11 protein-coding genes are annotated in these 15,966 nt (G+C 68.2%); 5 read left to right on the top strand and 6 right to left on the bottom strand.

Going from position 1 to position 15,966, the window contains the following annotated elements; genetic code table 11:
- Window positions 1-65: 65 nt before the first annotated feature.
- The 4 genes from E8M83_RS16355 to E8M83_RS16340 form a co-directional block, all read right to left on the bottom strand.
- Window positions 66-1,712, bottom strand: coding sequence for a Na+/H+ antiporter (locus tag E8M83_RS16355; protein WP_137174411.1), 1,647 nt, complete (start codon window positions 1,710-1,712; stop codon window positions 66-68).
- 102 nt (window positions 1,713-1,814) lie between these two features.
- On the bottom strand, window positions 1,815-4,109 hold the full coding sequence (locus tag E8M83_RS26530) for an EAL domain-containing protein (RefSeq protein WP_137174410.1): 2,295 nt from the start codon (window positions 4,107-4,109) through the stop codon (window positions 1,815-1,817).
- A gap of 191 nt (window positions 4,110-4,300) precedes the next feature.
- Window positions 4,301-6,538: an ATP-binding protein gene (locus E8M83_RS16345; RefSeq protein ID WP_137174409.1), complete on the bottom strand. Its 2,238-nt coding sequence runs from the start codon at window positions 6,536-6,538 to the stop codon at window positions 4,301-4,303.
- On the bottom strand, window positions 6,535-7,689 hold the full coding sequence (locus E8M83_RS16340) for a pyridoxal phosphate-dependent aminotransferase (protein ID WP_137174408.1): 1,155 nt from the start codon (window positions 7,687-7,689) through the stop codon (window positions 6,535-6,537). The genes E8M83_RS16345 and E8M83_RS16340 overlap by 4 nt, the downstream gene beginning before the upstream one ends.
- 187 nt (window positions 7,690-7,876) lie before the next feature.
- Here E8M83_RS16340 and E8M83_RS16335 point away from each other — a divergent pair, with 187 nt between their 5' ends.
- From E8M83_RS16335 to E8M83_RS16315, 5 genes are read left to right on the top strand one after another with little or no spacing between them, the layout of a single operon-like run.
- A complete protein-coding gene (locus tag E8M83_RS16335) occupies window positions 7,877-10,258 on the top strand; it encodes a bifunctional salicylyl-CoA 5-hydroxylase/oxidoreductase (RefSeq protein ID WP_137174407.1) in 2,382 nt (793 codons plus the stop codon).
- Window positions 10,259-10,282: 24 nt separating this feature from the next.
- Window positions 10,283-11,149: an enoyl-CoA hydratase family protein gene (locus E8M83_RS16330; protein WP_137174406.1), complete on the top strand. Its 867-nt coding sequence runs from the start codon at window positions 10,283-10,285 to the stop codon at window positions 11,147-11,149.
- The gene (locus E8M83_RS16325) at window positions 11,149-12,303 is read left to right on the top strand and encodes an acyl-CoA dehydrogenase family protein (protein ID WP_137174405.1); all 1,155 of its coding nucleotides are present in this window, start codon (window positions 11,149-11,151) and stop codon (window positions 12,301-12,303) included. The genes E8M83_RS16330 and E8M83_RS16325 overlap by 1 nt, the downstream gene beginning before the upstream one ends.
- Before the next feature lie 21 nt (window positions 12,304-12,324).
- Window positions 12,325-12,717 carry a RidA family protein gene (locus tag E8M83_RS16320; RefSeq protein ID WP_137174404.1) on the top strand — a complete coding sequence of 131 codons (393 nt, stop codon included), beginning with the start codon at window positions 12,325-12,327 and terminating at the stop codon, window positions 12,715-12,717.
- 59 nt (window positions 12,718-12,776) lie between these two features.
- The gene (locus tag E8M83_RS16315; protein ID WP_137174403.1) at window positions 12,777-13,115 is read left to right on the top strand and encodes a hypothetical protein; all 339 of its coding nucleotides are present in this window, start codon (window positions 12,777-12,779) and stop codon (window positions 13,113-13,115) included.
- Between the two features lie 13 nt (window positions 13,116-13,128).
- Here E8M83_RS16315 and E8M83_RS16310 read toward each other — a convergent pair whose 3' ends face one another.
- Together E8M83_RS16310 and E8M83_RS16305 are read right to left on the bottom strand one after the other, a co-directional pair.
- Complete coding sequence (locus E8M83_RS16310) at window positions 13,129-15,372, bottom strand: xanthine dehydrogenase family protein molybdopterin-binding subunit (RefSeq protein ID WP_137174402.1); 2,244 nt, start codon at window positions 15,370-15,372, stop codon at window positions 13,129-13,131.
- Window positions 15,369-15,848, bottom strand: coding sequence for a (2Fe-2S)-binding protein (locus tag E8M83_RS16305; RefSeq protein ID WP_137174401.1), 480 nt, complete (start codon window positions 15,846-15,848; stop codon window positions 15,369-15,371). Before E8M83_RS16305 ends, E8M83_RS16310 begins: the two co-directional genes overlap by 4 nt.
- Between the last annotated feature and the right edge of the window lie 118 nt (window positions 15,849-15,966).

Raw genomic sequence — 15,966 nt, 5'->3', positions numbered from 1 at the left:
ACGCGCACGATCCTGCGCTCACTGTACGCAAGGTAACGGAGGCGCAACACCCGTGGGGGCTGCGCTCAGCGGTAGCGGGCCTCTACTAGGTCGATTTCGCGCAGCAGCTTGCGCGCGATTTCGTCCGACAGCTGGTTGTGACGCGCCATGCGCAGCAATACCGCGCGTTCCTGCCCGAGCGCGGCGAGACGGTAGTGGCGTTCGGCGCTCTCTGCAGCGCGCGCCTGGTCGGGATCGATGCCGGCGCCGGTGCCGCCGTCGAGCCGGTACTGGTACAGGCTGCGCACCTGGTCGGCCGCGCTGGCGTGCATCTCGGCTGCGGCCTCAAGATCGCAGCCGACCGTGGGCGGCGGCGCGGGCGCCGCGGCGATCCCTTCCAGCGCCGCCAGCGCGGCGGCGTGGCGCGCCTGGTCTTCCTCGCTCTCATGGGCCGCCTCGGCCGGCAATTCCAGGCCGCGCAGCACGCGCGGCAGGCCGACGCTGGCCAGCACCAGCGACACCACGATCACCGCGCTGGCCAGGAAGATCACCAGGTCGCGTCCCGGGAACGGCGCGCCGCCCGGCATCGCCAGCGGCAAGGTCAGCACGCCGGCCAGGGTGATCGCGCCGCGCACGCCGGCCAGCGAGGTGGCCAGGATCAGGCGCGGATTCGGGCGGTACACGGCCTGCTGCTGGCGCCGCGCGGCCAGCAGGGTCAGGCGCAGCGACACCCAGACCCAGATGAAGCGCAGCAGGATCAGGCCGACGCTGATCGCCAGCGCATTACCGAGCAGCCACCAGACGTCGTGGGCCGCCGGCAGCTCGGGCGCGACCAGGGCGGCCTTGACGATGTTCGGCAACTGCTCGCCCAGCAGCACGAACATGATGCCGTTCAGCGCGAACTGCACGGTGTCCCACACCACGGCGCGGCGCACGCGGGTGGTGGCCAGCGCGCGTCCGCTCAGCTCGACGTAGCTCATCGTGATGCCGGCCGCCACCGCCGCCAGGATGCCCGAGGCTTCCACATGCTCGGCCGCGAGATAGGCGCCGAAGGGCAGCAGCAGGTTGACCAGGATCGGCGAGCCGCTTTCCTCGCCGATGCGCGCCGCCAGCAGGCGCTGGGCCCAGCTGACGCCGACGGTCAGGCCGACGCCGATCGCGATCCCCGCCAGCGCCACCCACAGGAAGGTCAGGGCGGCTTCGCCCGGCGAGAAGGTGCCGGTGAGGGCGGCCGCCACCGCGAAGCGGAAGCACACCAGGCCGCTGGCGTCGTTGAGCAGCGATTCGCCTTCGAGGATGTGCATCAGGCGCGGCGGAATGGGGACGCGCGCCGCGATCGAGGACACGGCGACCGGATCGGTCGGCGCCAGGATCGCGGCCAGCGCGAACGACACCGCCAGCGGCAGCGACGGGATCAGCCAGTGGATCAGGAAGCCGGCGCCGATGACGGTGAACAGCACCAGGCCGAGCGCGAGTTCGAGGATGGTCGAGCGGTCGCGGAACAGGCCGACCTTGGGGATGCGCCAGCCGTCCAGGAACAATAGCGGCGGCAGGAACAGCAGGAAGAAGATATGCGGCTCGAGGCGCACGCCGTGGCTGGTGGTGCCGGAGATCGCCGCGCCGAGCGCGATCTGGACCAGCGGCAGGGGCACGGCGAAGGGCAGTATCCGCACCAGGTAGCCGCTCGCCACCACCGCCAGCAGCATGGCCAGTACGATTCCTATCTCATCCATCGACGTGGCTCCCATTCAAAAAATGCATGATAAGGGATCGCGGCGAATCGTGCCGAGGTGTGCCGAGGCGTGCCGTTGCGCTACCTTCCGGCCGCGACGGGTTCAGGCGTCGACGCGCAGGTGATCGAGCAGGTCTTCCAGCGGCATCGGGCGGTGGAACAGGTAACCCTGCATGCAGGCGTTGCCCTGGTTGGCGAGGTATTCGGCCTGGGCCTGCGTCTCGACGCCTTCGGCCACCACGCGCAGCCCCAAATGGCCGGCCATCGCCAGCACCGACTGCACGATCGCGGTGCCCCCCTTGTCGTGCGGGGTGTCCCGGATGAAGGCCTTATCGATCTTGAGCTCGTACAACGGCATGCGGGTCAGGTAGGCCAGGCTCGAATAGCCGGTGCCGAAGTCGTCGACCGAGATCCGGATGCCGAGCGCCGCCAATGCGTGCATGCGGTCGACGGTCTGGTCGAGGCGGCCGACCAGCAGGCCTTCGGTCACTTCGAAAATCAGCTGGCCGGGCGGCACGCCAGTCTCGGCCAGGATGGCTTCGACCCGCGTCACGAACTCCGGCTGGCGGAACTGCATGGGGCTGACGTTGACCGACAGCGGCAGCGCACGGCCGATGGCATCCAGCGCATGCCATGCGAGGCAGGCCTGGCGCAGCGCCCACTCGCCCAGCGGGACGATCAGGCCGCTCGACTCGGCCACCGGAATGAAGTGGTCGGGCGGCACGCTACTGCCATCCTTGCGTCGCCAGCGCATCAGGAGTTCAGCGCCGCATGGCTGTTGCGAGGCATCGACCTGCAACTGGAGGTGCATTTCCAGTTCCTGGTTCTCGAGCGCCAGGCCGAGGTCGCGCTCGAGCGTCAGGCGGCGCTCGGCGTCGCGCAGCATGCCGGGCTCGAACATCACTACGCCATTCCTGCCACGCGCCTTGGCGTGGTACATCGCAGTGTCCGCCTCGCGCAGCAGGTCATGGACCGACTCGACCGACGGGAGGCGCGCGGTCAGTGCGACCCCGATGCTGGTCGTCGCGTAGTAGCGCTGGTCTTCGACAAGCATCCTGTCGGCCAGCGCTGCGCGTATCCGCTCCGCCACGGCCAGGGCGTGCGCCGTGGCGACGCATGTGTCCAGCCCCAGGTCGTCGAGCAGGACCACGAATTCGTCGCCGCCCAGGCGCGCCACGCTTCCCCGCGCTTCGACCACCGCGACCAGGCGCTCGGCGGCGATGCAGAGCAACTGGTCGCCGACCCCGTGGCCGCGGGCATCGTTGACGGTCTTGAAGTTGTCGAGATCGACGTACAGCACTGCCCCCAGCGTCAGGGAATCCTGCGCCGCGCAGACCATCCGCTCCAGGCGGTCCATCAGCAGGCGGCGGTTGGGAAGGCCGGTCAACACATCGTAGAACGCCAGGCGGTGGATGGCGTCGGCGGCGTTGCGTCGCTCGGTGATGTCGCGGCTGACGACGACCCAGTGCGTGATCGCGCCCAGGTCGCCGGCGAACGGCACCATTTCCGCCTCGACCCAGTAGGGCTCTGCGCGGCTGGTGTACAGGAGCAGTTCGGTGCTGACCGCTTCCTTGCGGACCACCGACGCCAGTACCCGGGCTACCGTGGCCTGATCGGTATCGGGGCCTTCCAGCATGCGCATGCTGCGTCCGATTACCTGTTCACGGGTATAGCCCGTGTGCCGCAAAAATGCATCGTTGGCGAAGATGATGGGCTGCTCGGCGCCAGGCAAATCGACCATGCGGGCGATCAGCACCATGTCGTTCAGGCGAGCGACGGCTTCCGAGGTCAGGCGCAGTTCGGCATTCACGTCGCGCAGGCGCGCCTGGCCAGCCTCGAGTTCGCCAGTCGCGGCGCGCGACTCGGCAAGGGAATTGGCGATGCCCTTGAGCAGGGTTCCGCTGGTGAAGGTGATCAGGGCGCCGACGCAGGTGAAATTCAGGGCGACGACCAGCGATGACACCAGGGCATTGTCTTCCAGGCCGGGGACGTAGAGCTGGGCATACCCGTTCGCGCCGAGCAGGACGATGCAGGCGGCGCACAGCGCCAATGCGCACAGGGCGGCGCGATTACCCAGCAGGATCACCGCCATGGCAGGCGGCGCCATAAGGTAGTTCAGGCTCACCGGGCCTACCGCGAGCATGAGTCCGAGCGCGACCAGGTAGAGCATGGCCAGGAAGTTCAAGACGCGGGCCGTATAGGAGAGCCGCGTGCAGCGCCAGATGGCGACCAGCCATGCGAGGGCCAGCACATCCATCAAGGCGACCGGCCATCTTCCCTGGTACAAGACTAGGGTGACACTTGGAATGGCGGCAATGACACCCAGTGCCAGGACGATCGGCAGCAGTGTCAAGAAGACACGCGCGCGCCACTGGGCGAGGTCGTTAGAAGGCAGCATCAGGCAGCGTCCGGTTCAGCATGCCCAAGGAAGTTCTCCAGAGTGCATAAATTTGCTTGTGTGCAAATTCTATGTAGGCTACATGATACCTGTCACGCGATATTTCTTCCCTGTTGTGTCAAAACGACCAAGTGTTTCAGGCGAACGCTCGTGCTGACACGAAGTATTCGCCCAGGTGCGCCCGCCGCCGGTCAGGAATGACTGACCGCCCCCAGCATATCGCCCAGTTGGATGGTATTGACGGGCTTGACCATGTAATGGTCGAACCCGGCCTGGCTCGCGGCCTCCCGGTCCTGCTGGCGGCCGTAGCCGGTGGCCGCGATCAGGGTCGCGCCGCTGGCCTGCGGCAGCCGGCGCAGGCGGCGCGCCAGTTCGTTGCCGTCCATGTCCGGCAGGCCGATGTCGAGGATGCAGGCCTGGGGCGCGAATACCTTGGCGATCTCGATCGCATCGAGGCCGCAATAGGCGATCTCGACTTCGTGGCCCGAGGCGCGCAGGAACAGGTTGAGCGTGTGCGCGGCATCCAGGTTGTCGTCCACCACCAGGATGCGCAGCGGGCTCGCCGGTGCGGACTCTATGGCGGGCAGGCCGCCGGGCAGTTTGCCGAGCAGGGGGACGCTTTCCTGCTGGTGGCGCGGCAGGCGCACGGTGAAGGTGCTGCCCTGGTTCGGGCCGGCGCTGTGGGCGCCGACGCTGCCGCCGTGCAGCTCGACCAGGCTCTTGGCCAGCGCCAGGCCCAGGCCCAGGCCGCCCTGCGAGCGGTCCGGGGTGCGCTCGGCCTGGGTGAACAGGTCGAACACGCGCTCGACCAGGCGCGCATCCATGCCGATGCCGTCGTCGCTGACGCTCAGTTCCCATTCGCCGCCGGCCTCGCGCAGCTGCAGCTGGATATGGCCGCCCTCGGGCGTGTACTTGGTGGCGTTGCCCAGCAGGTTGGCGACCACCTGCACCAGGCGCTTGTGATCGCCCTTGGCATGGGCCGGGCCGGCCGGCAGGTCGAGCACCACCTTGTGGCGCCGGGCCAGGATCAAGGGCCGGATCTGCTCGGCGGCGTCGTCGATCACGCTGCGCAGGTCCAGCACCTGGGTCGATAGCGAGACCAGGCCGCGCGTGACGCGCGACACGTCGAGCAGGTCGTCGACCAGGCTGGTCATGTGCTCGACCTGGCGCGCGATGATGGCGCAGGTCTGGGTGATCTGGGCATTATCGGAGTGCAGCAGCTTGAGCAGGTGGGCGCCGGTGCTGATCGGCGCCAGGGGATTGCGCAGCTCGTGCGCCAGCATTGCCAGGAATTCGTCCTTGCGCTGGTCGGCCGCGCGCAGCTCGCGCTCGGCCTGGCTGCGCGCACTTTCCTTCTTCTGCAGGTTCTCGGCCATTTCGTCCAGCGCCGCCGCCAGCCGCCCGATCTCTTCGTTGCCGTACTCGATGCCGGTGCGGGTATCGAGTTCGCCGGCGGCGATGCGGCGTGCGACCGAGGTCAGGCCGCGCACCCGCTGCACGATCAGCTTGTCGCCCGCGAGCCAGGCCGCCAGCAGGGCCAGCAGGGTGGTCGCGCCCAGGCCGAGCAGGGACATGAACTGGGCGTCGCGCGCCACCTGGGTGATCAGGTCGGTCGGCACGCCGATCGTGACCGTGTAATCGGTCAGGGTCGGCGCGCCGACGCGGGCGAAGGCATGCAGGCGGTCGACGCCGTCCTCGCCTTGCACCACGAGCGCGCGTCCGTGCGGACCGCGCATGGCGTCCAGCAGCGGCCCGGTGACGCGCTGGCCGAACCAGCGCTCCGGGTCGGGGCGGCGCGAGATCAGGTTGCCCGAGGCGTCGGCCGTCTCCAGGATCGAGCCGGGTGGCATGCTGATGTCGTTGACGAAGGTGTCCAGGCCGGCCAGGTCCATCGCCGCGAACACCACCGCCACCACGTCGCCCGAACGGTCGATGACCGGATAGGTAAGGTTGATCGTGTGCTTGCGGATCACGCGTCCGAACACATAGTCGCTGGCGATGAAGCGGCGTTCGGCGATGGCGCGTTTGAAGTGGCTGCGGTCGCCCAGGTTCACCGGGTGCAGCATCGGCACCGCGCTGCACGACACTTCGCCGTTCAGCTGGATCAGGCCGAAGTTGACATAGCCCTCGTTGCGGTCGAGGACATTGGCCAGCAGGGCATTGCAGCCGGCGGTCGGGCCCATCAGGTCGGGCACGCTGACCAGGTCGACCAGGATCTGGCGCGCACGGTCGATCGACTGCGCCTCGTTGGCGGCGGCCAGCGCGGTCAGGCGCTTGAGGTTTTCTTCCGAGGCGCGGATCGCCGCCTCGCGCTCGCGCAAGCCGCCCAGCACCGTGACGATCGCGATCGGCGTGATCGCCAGCAGCACCAGCAGCATCAGGCGGCTGCGCAAGCTGTTCAGGCGGAATCGGCCCAGCACACTGCTCATCGATTCTCCGCCAGCCGGGTGCCGAAATCGACGATGCGGCGCACGCCTTCCATCAGGGTCTCGACGTCGTCGGAAATATAGCCGATGCGGATGAAGCCCGGCCGGCCGAGCGCATCGCCCGGCATCAGGGCCACCCGCTGTTCATCCAGCAGGCGTTCGGCGAAGCCGACCGTGTCCATGGTGAGCGCGCGCACGTCGCCCCACAGATAGGGACCGGACGCCGGTGCCGCCATCGCGATCCAGGGAACGTCCGCGAAATGGCGCACCACCAGGTCGCGCCGCGCGCGGTAATCGGCCAGCAGTGCATGCGGCGTGCCGGTGGCGAAGGCCGCCACCGCCGCCACTTGCGACAGATGGGGCGCGGCGGCCGTGATCGGTCCCTGCAGGGTCTGCATTGCCTGCACCAGATGGGCCGGGGCAAGCGCGAAGCCGATCCGCCAGCCCATCATCGCATAGCTTTGCGAGGCCGAGAACAGGGTGACCACGCCCAACGCGCGCCAGTCGCACAGCGCCGCCAGCGTGGCATGTTCGCCATCGAAGACCAGGTGTTCGTAGCTTTCGTCGACGATCACGTGCACGCCGCCGGCCTGGGCCCAGTCGCGGATGGTCTCGAGCTCTGGGCGGGTGAATACCTTGCCGGTCGGGTTGTGCGGATTGTTCAGCACCAGCACCCTGACCTGGCCGAGGGCGTCGAGCGTCGCCCGCGTGACGGTGTCGGGGAGGTCGGCCAGCGTCACCTCGAGCCCCAGCAGTCCGGCGGTCGCGAGATACGCCGGCCAGTGCGGGCGGAACACGGCGATGCGGTCGCCCGGATCGGTCATCGCGTACAGCGCCTGGTAATAGGCCTGCTTGCAGCCGTTGGTCACGATGATTTCGTCGACTTGCGCGTCGATCCGGTTCTCGCCGGCGAGCTTGGCGCGCAGCGCCTCGCGCACCTTCAGCGCGCCGCCCACCTCGGTATAGGGCAGGGTGCGCTCGCGCTCGATGGCTTCAGCGACGGCATCGATGACCGGCGGCGGGGCCGGGAAGTGCGAAATCGCGATCGAGAAATCGATTACGCGCTCACCCGCATTGCGCAGCGCTTCGGCGCGACCATGCATGGCGGTGGTGGCGAGGGGGCGGGAATGCGCGATCCGGTCTGAAATCTTCATGGTGTCTGGCGAATTATCCAAGGTGGGTGGCCGGCCGCGCAAGGTCCGGGCTTTCGCTACTGTTCTTTCTGAATTGTACTAAACATTCTCGCTTTTTCAGAGGGCGATTCTTACGAGTCAACAAGTAGTTGACACCTCAAGCATTGGGGCAGGTAAACTGGACGCCAAACCAGCACCGGGAGAGAAAATGAACATCGTTTGCGTTGGCGGCGGCCCGGCCGGCCTGTACTTCGGCCTGCTCATGAAACTGCGCCACCCGACGCATGCGGTGACCGTCGTCGAGCGCAACCGTCTGGGCGACACCTTCGGCTGGGGCGTGGTGTTTTCGGACCAGACGCTGGGCCACCTGGCCCAGGCCGACGAGCCGAGCGCGCGCGCCATCCTGCAGTCCTTCAACCACTGGGATGCGATCGACGTTCACTTCAAGGGCGCTACCGTCACCTCGCACGGCCACGGCTTTTGCGGCATCGGGCGCAAGCGCCTGCTCGACATCCTCCAGGAACGCTGCCGCGCGCTGGGCGTGGAACTGGCGTTCGACACCCGGGTCGAAGACGTGGATGATGTCGCGCGCCGCTACCGGGCCGACCTGGTGGTAGCCGCCGATGGTGTCCACAGCGCGATCCGCCAGCAATATGCCGACGTGTTCCAGCCCGAGGTCGAGGAGCGGCTGTGCCGCTTCGTGTGGCTGGGCACGAAGAAGCGCTTCGACGCCTTCACCTTCGCCTTCGAGGAGACCGAACACGGCTGGTTCCAGGCCCACGCCTATCAATACGATGGCGAGACCTCGACCTTCATCATCGAGACGCCCGACGCCACCTGGCGCGCGAGCGGCCTGGCCGACATGGAGCAGCCTGAAGCGCTGGCGTTCTGCGAGCGCCTGTTCGCGCGCCACCTCGATGGCCAGCCGCTGATGGCGAACGCCGCCCACCTGCGCGGCTCGAGCATGTGGATCCGTTTCCCTCGCCTGGCCTGCCGACACTGGACGCATGCCATCGAAGTGGATGGGCGGCGCGTGCCGCTGGTATTGATGGGCGACGCCGCTCATACCGCCCATTTCTCGATCGGTTCCGGCACCAAGCTGGCGCTGGAGGATGCGATCGGCCTTGCCGATGCGCTGGACGGCGAGGGCGACTTGCAATCAGCCCTGGCGCGCTACCAGGATGCGCGCCTGGTCGAGGTACTCAAATTGCAGAGCGCCGCCCGCAATTCGATGGAATGGTTCGAGAACGTGGCGCGCTACACGGCGATGGAAGCGGGCCAGTTCGCCTATTCGCTGCTCACGCGCAGCCAGCGTTTGTCGCACGAAAACCTGCGCCTGCGCGATCCGGCCTATGTCGAGGACTTCGAGCTGCACCTGGCCTGGGCCGCTGCACGCCAGGCCGGCGTGGCGCCGCCCTTGTGCGCGGCGCCGCCGATGTTCACGCCCCATAAGGTGCGCAGCGTGGTGCTCAAGAACCGGGTGGTGGTCTCGCCGATGGCGCAGTACTGTGCGGTCGATGGCGTGGTCGGCGACTTCCACCTGGCCCATCTCGGCGCGCGGGCGCTGGGCGGGGCTGCGCTGGTGATGGCCGAGATGACCTGCGTCTCGGCCGACGCCCGCATCACGCCGGGCTGCCCCGGCCTTTACACGCGCGAGCAGACGCTGGCGTGGCAGCGCATCGTCGGCTTCGTCCACACGGCCAGCGACGCGAAGATCGGCATCCAGCTCGGCCACGCGGGCGCCAAGGGCTCGACCCGTCCGATGTGGGACGGCATCGACCTGCCCCTGGAGCACGGCAACTGGCCGCTGCTGTCGGCGTCCAGCCAGCAGTACATCGACGGGGTGTCGCAGCTTGCGCGCGAAGCGACCCTGGACGAGCTCGCGCGCATCAAGGACGACTTCGTGCGCGCGACGCAAGCCGCATGCGAGGCCGGTTTCGACTGGCTCGAACTGCACTGCGCGCATGGCTACCTGCTGTCGAGCTTTATTTCTCCCCTGACCAACCGGCGCCAGGACGCCTATGGCGGCAGCCTGGAAAACCGCTGCCGCTATCCACTGGAGGTGTTCGCGGCGGTGCGCGCGGCCTGGCCGGCCCACTTGCCGATCAGCGTGCGCATCTCGAGCCACGATTGGGTGGAAGGCGGCATAACGCCGCAGGATGCGGTGGAGATCGCGCGCCTGTTCCGGGAGGCTGGCGCCGACATGATCGACTGCTCCTCGGGCCAGGTCAGCAAGCTGGAAAAGCCCGTGTTCGGCCGCATGTTCCAGACGCCGTTCTCGGACCGCATCCGCAACGAGGCCGGCATCGCGACCATCGCCGTCGGCAGCATCTATGAAGCCGACCACGTGAACGGCATCATCGCCGCCGGCCGCGCCGACCTGTGCGCCGTGGCGCGTCCGCACCTTGCCAACCCGGCCTGGACGCTGATGGAGGCGGCACGCATCGGCTACACTGGCGCAGCCTGGCCGCGCCAGTACCAGGCCGGCAAGCAGCAACTGGAGCGCAACCTGGAACGCGAACGCCAGCTGCAGGCGGCGTCCGGCGGCCTGTCGCCGCAACAGCTGGCCGCGCGCCTGCTCGAAGGCTGACTTATCAATCATCAGGAGCCACACATGCATTATCTACCGGGCGATATTAGCGGCGCACGGCACCGCCTGCCGGGCGGGCGCAACAGCCTTGCCGGCTACGCGGCGCAGCACTTCGGCTTCGCGCTCGATGCGGGCGTCGCCACCATCACGCTGAGCCGGCCCGAGCGCAAGAACCCGCTGACCTTCGATTCCTATGCCGAGTTGCGCGACCTGTTCCGCGCGCTGGCCTATGCCGATGACGTGAAGGCGGTCGTGGTCACCGGCGCCGGCGACAACTTCTGTTCGGGCGGCGACGTCCACGAGATCATCGGCCCGCTGACCAGGCTGGACATGCCCGGCCTGCTGGCTTTTACCCGAATGACGGGCGACCTGGTGAAAGCCATGCGCGCCTGTCCGCAGCCGGTCGTGGCCGCGGTCGACGGCGTGTGCGCCGGCGCCGGGGCGATCCTGGCATTGGCCTCGGACATCCGTTACGGCACGGCGCGCAGCCGCACCGCGTTCCTGTTTACCCGCGTCGGCCTGGCCGGCTGCGATATGGGCGCCTGCGCCTTGCTGCCGCGCGTGATCGGCCAGGGCCGGGCCGCCGAACTGCTGTACACGGGCCGCTCGATCGATGGCGAGGAGGGCGAGCGCTGGGGCTTCTTCAACCGCCTGTGCACGCCCGAGCAGTTGCTGGGCGAAGCGCAGGCCTTCGCCGCGACCCTGGCCAACGGCCCGACTTTCGCCCACGGCATGACCAAGAAGATGCTGCAGCAAGAGTGGAATATGGGCGTCGACGAAGCGATCGAGGCCGAGGCCCAGGCCCAGGCGATCTGCATGGCCACCAACGATTTCCACCGTGCCTACCACGCCTTCGTGGCCAGGGAACGGCCGCGGTTCGAGGGGGATTGATGGCGCACGACTACCTCGATTGGCCTTTCTTCGAGCCGCGCCACGCCGAGCTGGCGCGTGCGCTCGACGCCTGGGCGCTTGATAACTTGGGCGACGCGCATGGCGCTGACGTCGATGCGGTCTGCCGGGCCCTGGTCGCGCGCCTGGGCCGCGACGGGTGGCTGCGCCATGCCGTCGGCAAGGACACGATCGACACCCGCGCCATCTGCCTGATCCGCGAAACCCTGGCGCGCCACGCCGGCCTGGCCGACTTCGCCTTCGCGATGCAGGGCCTGGGCAGCGGCGCGATCTCGCTGTTCGGCACCGAGGAACAGCAGCAGCACTGGCTGCCGCGCGTGGCCAGCGGCGAAGCGATCGCCGCCTTCGCGCTGTCCGAGCCAGAAGCCGGTTCCGACGTCGCCGCCATGGCGTGTGCGGCGCGGCGCGAGGGGGACGAATGGGTACTCGATGGCGAAAAGACCTGGATCTCGAATGGCGGCATCGCCGACTTCTACGTCGTCTTTGCCAGGAGCGGCGATGGCGGTGGCGAGGGCGGCCGCGGATCGAAAGGTATTTCGGCGTTCATCGTCGAAGCATCCAATCCCGGCCTCGAGATCGCGGAGCGCATCGACGTGATCGCCCCGCATCCGCTGGCGCGCCTGCGTTTTACGAATTGCCGGGTGCCTGCAAGCTGCCTGGTCGGCGCCGAAGGCCAGGGCTTCAAGGTGGCGATGGCGACGCTGGACGTGTTCCGCACCTCGGTCGCCGCCGCCGCGCTGGGCTTTGCGCGGCGCGCGATGGAAGAAGCACTGGCGCGCGCCCAGGCGCGGCCCATGTTCGGCAAGCTGCTTTCCGACTTCCAGCTCACCCAGGCCAGGCTCGCCCAGATGGCGCTGGAGATCGACGCCGCCGCGCTGCTGACCTATCGCGCCGCCTGGCTGCGCGATGCAGGCAAGCGCGTGACGAAAGAGGCGGCGATGGCCAAGCTGGCCGCCACCGAGTCGGCGCAGCGCGTGATCGACAGCGCGGTGCAGCTGTTCGGCGGCCAGGGCGTGCAGAGCGGGCAGGTGGTTGAAAGCCTGTACCGCGAAATCCGCGCGCTGCGCATCTACGAGGGAGCAAGCGAAGTGCAGCTCCTGATCATCGCGCGCGAGCTGCTCGCGCCGCCGGTTTAACCAATACTGTCTGGAGCAGGGATGGACATTCTTCAACCGCCGGGCTGGCCGCGTCCGAAGGGCTATGCCAACGGCGTCGCATGCAGCGGGCGCCAGGTCTTTGTCAGCGGCATGATCGGCTGGGATGCCGAGGGGCGCTTCCATACCGACGACTTCGTCGGCCAGTCGCGCCAGGCGCTGCAAAACATCGTGGCCGTGCTGCGCGAGGCGGGCGCCGGCCCGGAACACATCGTGCGCATGACCTGGTATGTGCTCGACAAGCGTGAGTACACGGAGGCCGGGAGCGCGCTGGGCGCTGCCTACCGCGAGGTGCTGGGGCGGCATTATCCGGCCATGAGCGCGGTGCAGGTGGCGGGACTGATGGAAGAGCGGGCCCGGGTCGAGATCGAGGTCACGGCGGTGATCCCGGAATGAGCGCCGTCATGGGGACCTTTCTGGTAACTTGAGTTAACAGTGAACCGAAGGAGCGACTCATGAACAACCCTATCGTCCACGTCATCCGGGACTTCGCCATCGCCGAGCAGTTGCGGGCCGACCTGCTGGCCGCCGGCCTCCCGCAAGACAGCGTCGCGCTTTCGCCCATCGGCGACGAGGCGGGGCCGGGCCAATCCAATTTCACGGTCGGCGATTCGCCCTCGGCCAAGGGCGGCACCGACTACAACGACGTCTTTCGCCCGGAAGGCGATATCCACGGCGCCTGCATCCTGCGGGTGCTGGCCCAGGACGCGCGCCAGGAAGAGCTGGCGCGCGCCATCGTCGAGCGCCACCGCGCAGCGGCGCCGCACGCGCTGAGCGAGCAGCGCGTGCCATAAGCCTGGTAGAGGCTCAGCTCCAGCTCAGGTCGACCTTGCTGAGCGGGAGCTCGCGCACCCGCTTGCCGGTGGCGGCGAAGATCGCATTACACACCGCCGGCGCCAGTGGCGGCAGCGGCGGCTCGCCCAGGCCCGTTACCGGTTGGTCCGACTTCACGAAGTGCATCTCGATCCTTGCCGGCGCGTCGCCGATGCGCAGCAGCTGGTAATCGTGGAAGTTGCTCTGCACGATGCGGCCGTTCTCGAGGTTCAGCTCCGGGAACATCAGGGTCGACAGGCCGTCGATCACGGAACCCTCGACCTGGTTCTCGGCGCCCGACAGGTTGATGATGGTCGGGCCGACGTCGCTCGCCACCACCACCCGGTCGACCTTGACCTTGCCGTCCTTCGACACCGTCACCTCGGCCACCTGCGCCACATAGCCGCGGTGGCTGAAGTGGAAGGCGATGCCTTGCCCCTGGCCGCGCGCGAACTTCTTCTTGCCCCAGCCGGCCTTGTCGGCGGCGGTCTGCAGCACCGCGCGCATGCGCGCCACGTTGTACGGCTGGCCGCGCTCGACGCTCGGCGGCACGATGTCCTTGTCGCCCAGCAGCTCGAGGCGGAAGGCCAGCGGATCGCGGCCGCCCGCATGCGCCAGCTCGTCGATGAAGCTGTGGAAGGCCCAGGCGAACACGCAGCTGCCCGGTGCGCGCCACGGTCCCATCGGCACGCTGCACTCGAGCGCGGTCTGCTCGAGTTGGCAGTTGGCCAGCCAGCGCCCCGGGAACTCGTCGGGCGACAGGCTGCCGCCGCTGCCGTTGCGCAAGGTGCTCTTGCCGTCCTGCTCCACGCGGTTGGCGAAGGTCACGAAATGGTTGTGCCATCCGACGACCTTGCCGGTCTTGTCGACCCCGCCGCGCAGGAAGTGGAAGCCGCCCGGACGGAAGTGGTCGTGCTGCAGGTCGTCCTCGCGGGTCCAGGTCAGCTTGACCGGCGCCTTGTCCTTCATGCGCTGGGCGATCGCGGTGACCTCGACGATGAAGTCCGAGCTCAGGCGCCGGCCGAAGCCGCCGCCGCTGCGGATGATGTGCATCGTGATCTTTTCCTTCGGGATGCCGAAGGTGGTGGAGACCAGCGCCTGGCCCGCATTCGGGTTCTGGGTCGGGGCCCACAGTTCGAGCGCGCCGTCCGGCTTGAGCCAGGCGGTGCAGTTCTGCGGCTCCATGCTGGCGTGCGAGATGAAGGGGTAGCTGTAGGCCGCTTCCACGGTCCTGGCCGCGCCCTGGAGCGCGCCGGCGACGTCGCCGTCCTTGCGCAGCACGGTGGCGCCCGGCTGCTTGCTCGCCGCCCTGGCCTGGGCCGTGAAGTCGGCCCAGCTGTGTTTGGCAGCGCCGCCTTCGTCCCATTCCACTTCCAGCGCGCGGCGCGCGCGGATCGCGGCCCAGGTCGAGGTGGCGACGATCGCCACGCCGGGCCGCAGGCCATTCAGGTTGTTCGTGCCCTCGATGATGAAGGCATCCCTGACGCCGGGCAGGGCGCGCACCGCGTCCAGGTTGGCGCGCAGCGGCTTGCCGCCGAAGACCGGGCACTTGACGTATTGCGCGTGCAGCATGCCGGGCAGCTGGATGTCGATGCCGAACAGCGGCTTGCCGCTGACGATGGCGGCATTGTCGACGCCGCCGATGCGCTTGCCCAGCAATTTGAAATTGGCCGGGTCCTTGAGCGCGACGCTCGCCGCCTCGGGGAGCGGCAGCTTCGCCGCCGCGTCGACCAGGGCGCCGTAGGCCAGGCGCCGCTTGCTGCGCGCATGCAGCACGAAGCCGCCATCGGTCGTGCATTCGGCGGCCGCCACCTTCCACGTCTGCGCCGCGGCCTGCACCAGCACCGCGCGCGCGGTGGCGCCCAGGCGGCGGAAGTTTTCGTAGTTGTTCGGGGTCGAGTTGGAGCCGCCGGCGCCCTGGCTGCCATAGGCTTCCAGGTCCAGGTCGCCCTGGACCACGCGCACGCTTTCCCAGGCGACGTCGAGCTCTTCGGCGATCACCATCGGCAGCGAGGTCTTGATGCCCTGGCCGATCTCGGGCTGCTTGGAAATCAGGGTCACGCTGCCGTCGCGCACGATGCGGATGAAGGCATTCGGCACGAAGTCGGCGCCAGCCGGCGCCGCGGCGGGATTGCCGACCGCGGCCAGTACGCCCTGCGCCGACATGCCGATCAGGAGGGCGCCGCCGGCGGCGCCGGCGAGCAGGAAACCGCGCCGCGAAGTGGAAACGAGCGTCATGCCTTCTCTCCTTTGGCAGAGCCGATTTCGGCGGCGCGGTGGATGCCCTTGCGGATCCGCATATAGGTGGCGCAGCGGCACAGGTTGCCGGCCATGGCTTCGTCGATCTGGGCGTCGGTCGGTTTCGGATGCTGCTTGAGCAGGGCGCAGGCGCTCATGATCTGGCCCGATTGACAGTAGCCGCATTGCGGCACGTCCAGCTCTTGCCAGGCCACTTGCAAGGGATGGCGGGCGTTGGCGTCGAGGCCCTCGATGGTGGTGATCTTCTGGTCGCCGATGGCCGAGACCGGGAGCACGCAGGCGCGGGTCGCCACGCCGTCGAGGTGGATCGTGCAGGCGCCGCACTGGCCCAGGCCGCAGCCGTACTTGGTGCCGACCAGGCCCAGGGTATCGCGCAGCGCCCACAGCAGCGGAGTATCGGCTTCGACATCGACGGCCTGCGCCTTGCCGTTGACATTCAGGGTGTATGTACTCATGACGCTCCTTCAAAACAGTCCGAACAAGCTGCTCATCCTAGCGGAAATTTCGTTACTTCAACAGTATTGCAAGCCATACTCTGTTGCCTATTGAACAGTTTATGGCCCGCTTGCGATA

This window comes from Massilia sp. HP4 (genome assembly GCF_005222695.1).
GTDB lineage: Bacteria > Pseudomonadota > Gammaproteobacteria > Burkholderiales > Burkholderiaceae_D > Telluria.
The sequence above is the reverse complement of the archived record's forward strand: the minus strand, read 5'-3'. Positions and strand labels throughout refer to the sequence as shown.